This is a genomic window from Mesorhizobium sp. P5_C1 (assembly GCF_054049815.1).
Genome location: NZ_JBFULQ010000573.1, coordinates 1 through 3,356, shown reverse-complemented (window position 1 = coordinate 3,356; position 3,356 = coordinate 1). Strand labels below are relative to the sequence as shown.

General features: G+C 61.7%; 2 protein-coding genes. Both read right to left on the bottom strand.

What is annotated here, in order from left to right; translation table 11 throughout:
• Nucleotides 1-298: 298 nt before the first annotated feature.
• Nucleotides 299-592, bottom strand: coding sequence for a GYD domain-containing protein (locus ACXJ7R_RS28070; protein ID WP_095088629.1), 294 nt, complete (start codon nt 590-592; stop codon nt 299-301).
• A 112-nt stretch (nt 593-704) separates the two neighbouring features.
• Nucleotides 705-2,855: an alpha/beta fold hydrolase gene (locus ACXJ7R_RS28065; protein ID WP_457154668.1), complete on the bottom strand. Its 2,151-nt coding sequence runs from the start codon at nt 2,853-2,855 to the stop codon at nt 705-707.
• Nucleotides 2,856-3,356: the final 501 nt, after the last annotated feature.

The following is a 3,356-nucleotide window of genomic DNA, read 5'->3' as shown; positions in this document are numbered from 1 at the left end:
CATGATCGCAGCGAGCCGCCGCTCCACCCGAACAACTGGCATAAGATGCCTTCCAGTACATCGCTAAGCGAACGCCCAATCTTCGCAGCTTCAAGTACGACCCGCAATCCGAACGGCAACGGCTTCAAGGTAGCCGCTATGTGGCTGGCTAAGGTTGCGATTTGACCAAAATATCGAGTTGAACCGCAATCATAAAAAACCCTGGCCTCGTCCCAGGGTTTTCGCTTCAAGGATATGAGCGAGGCCGCCGCTCCCCTCGCCAGCGGGCTTCGATCGCCCGTTCACGGCAGAGTGGCGGTCAGGCCATCTTTGCCATTATCTTGGCCATATCCGCGGCGTCGAACGCTCTCAATGTCTGGGTTCTGATGTTGCCTAGCGATGCGATCGACAAGGCTAGTGCGGTCGCAGCAATGTCGTCGTCGGCTTCTGCAATCGCCACGACATCATGCTGGCCAAGCGTCCACAACAAGGTGTGAACCTTGATGCCGTTCTTGCTGGCCATCGCCTTGAAGGCCTCCGCGCGCTTCTGGGTATCCTTTATGCTCCTGATACCTTGATCTGTGAAATTTGAGAGCAATACGTAGTAAGCCATTTTTTCCTCCCATTGTGGGAGCGGGCGGGCACTCACGGCGCGTCCGCCGTCTCCCGCAACGACGATACCACGAGTCAGGTGCGCGAGCCACTTGCGTCAAGGATCATCGCCGTCAGGCTGGCCCACCGACGGAGAAAAGCTGCAAGCTCCCGGGAAGCCCGGCAAGTTCCGTATCGCCGCGCTCTTCAAACATCAGGCCGGAGCCGACCACGAGATCACGAACCGTCCGCGAGGCAATGATCTCGCCTGGCCGCGCATGATCGAGCAGCCGCGATGACAGCTCGATCGCCATCCCGGTGAAATCATCGCCGCGCTCCTCGCATTCGCCGGTATGGACTGCCGAGCGGACATCGAGACCGGATTGCTTCAGGCGTTGACGGATCGCGATCGCGCACTGGATCGATCGCGTCGGGCCTTGGAACACGGCGACAAATCCGCTTGCCGTGCGTCTGATCCGCCTGCCTTCGGCGCCGAGCAGATCGCTACGGATCTCTTCGGCGTGTCGCTCAATCAGATCCGTGCCCGAACCAGAGGAAGGGCCTTCTATCTCTACGGACAGCACCGACACCAGGAGCCGCTTGCCCGGCACCGCCGGCAAAGCGCCGGTGACAAAAGCCTGGATCTCGTCCACGAGGCGATCGGAATTCTCCCCCCAGATCACGTGGTCCCGGCCGGCAAGCTCGATGTATCGGGCACCTTCGATATGCGTTGCCAGGTAGCGTCCTTCTTCCCGCTTTACCCAGCGGTCGCCCGTCGTCTGAGCGATGAGCGTCGGAACGTGAATGGCCGGCAGAATGTCGCGAACGTCGATTTCGGTTCCCCAGCGCCAGAGCGCTATGGCGTCGGCGGGAGAGGCTGAATTCCTGAGGTAGGCGGCGAACCATTCTCTCTCGAAACTGTCGTTCATCAGGCTGGGCGCGGCGTTGCTCATGTCCGCCGGCTCTCCCCACTCTCTCTCGACGACTGTTAGATCTTGTTCCACCTGCTCGCTTGTTCTCGCCCAGGGATAATCCTTCGACCATCTGCCGCTGGCATAGGCTCCGTTGAGCACGAGCGCCGCCGTGCGCTCGGGATAGGTCGCCGCGAACAACATGCACATGGGGCCGCCCTCGGAGCTGCCGAAGAGAACCGTGCGCTTCGAGCCGACCGCATCCAGCACTGCCCGCACGTCCTCCATCCGCTCTTCCATCGTCGGCAGACCGACATTGCGGTCGGACAGCCCCGTGCCGCGCTTATCCATACGGATCAGGCGGCAGAAGCTGCCGAGGCGCCGGAGCACATGCGCCAGCCGCGGCGACGACCAGGAAAGGTCGAGGTTGGAGACCCATCCGGGCACATAAATCAGGTCGATCGGCCCGTCGCCGGTCACCTGATAAGCGATGTTGATCCCTGCCGACTTGACGTAGTGCGTCGGCGGGCTGATGGGCTGGCCAGAGAAATCCGGACGCCTATCGGCTTGGGATCGCGTCTGTTGCGAAGGTGAAACTCCGGGCGCTGGAAAAGCCGAGTCCGGTGTGATGCGGCGCCCCCGAAGGTCGTCATACAGCTTTCGGGTTTCGGGCTCGGGCCGCAAGTCGAGCTGTCGCTGCAGGGCATCGCGGCAGCGCTCATATTGCTTCAGGGCGAGGTTGACGCGACCCTGGGCTGCATAGGCCCGCATCAAGGCGCGGTGAATGTCTTCCCGCAGGGGTTCAAAAGCCAGCAAGCGCGTAGCCGCCCGCACGCATGATGCAAGATCGCTTGTCGCGGAATGGTGTGCGACGAGCTTCTCCAGCACAGCTATGGAGATTGCCCTCAATCGCTCGCGCTCGAACCTCAACCAGTCTTCGAACGGCTCCTCCTTGAGATCGAAGCCGTCGAGGAGGTCGCCACGATAGACAGCAAGCGCCTGCTCGAGCTGCTCGGGGGCGGAGCCAGCAGCCAGCGCCTCGAACCGCGCGACATCGAAATCGAGATCGTCGAGATTGAGGCTGATGGTGTCGCCCTCGGTGAGGAACCTCCCGCCCCCTGATGCGTGAGTGGCCTTCCTGACGGCAGACAAGGCCTGCCGCAGGTTCGTCCGGGCCTGGGACTCGCTGTTGCAGCCCCACAGAAGGGAAGCGAGTTTCTCGCGCGATTGCGAGCGTCCGGACTGGAGGGCCAGGTAAGCTATCATGGCACGCGCCTTGCGGCCGAGGAGCGGAACCGTCGCTGCATCGCTGGCAAAATCGAAACCACCAAGCAGACAGAGATGAGGGTGCGTCATCGAATCCGCCACAGCCATAGCTCCCGCCGGCGATCATTTCCCCTACCTGCCCCTATTTCAATCGCGATTTTGCCGGCGTGACGCTTTTCACGAATTCATCACGCTGGTTCCAACGCATTTCTCACGGGCGGCGGAGGAGATTGCCCGGACGAGGCAGCCCTTGTCTCAGGAGGAGGATGCTATGCTGCACCCGAACGAGTGGCCCATCTGGCATGATGATGCCGGGCAGAACCCGCGGCTGTGGAATGCGGTTGCGCCGCAACGCCACGAAATTGCACTCGCGCGCTATCTTGAGAAGCAGCGGGCTGGCCGAGAATCAATGGTCCGCTCGTTCGATCTCCGGACCGCGACGATCCGCGCATGTGTGCTGATAGCCGATGCCGGGAGGGATTTTCTCAAGCGCTTGGTCGCTCCCGTCGGAGCGCCGAGAACTCACCGTCGCTAACCGGGTCAGCATCATTCAGCGGTCCAGAGATCCCACGCCGGAGTTGCGCAACAACGCACTCATGATGATGCCGG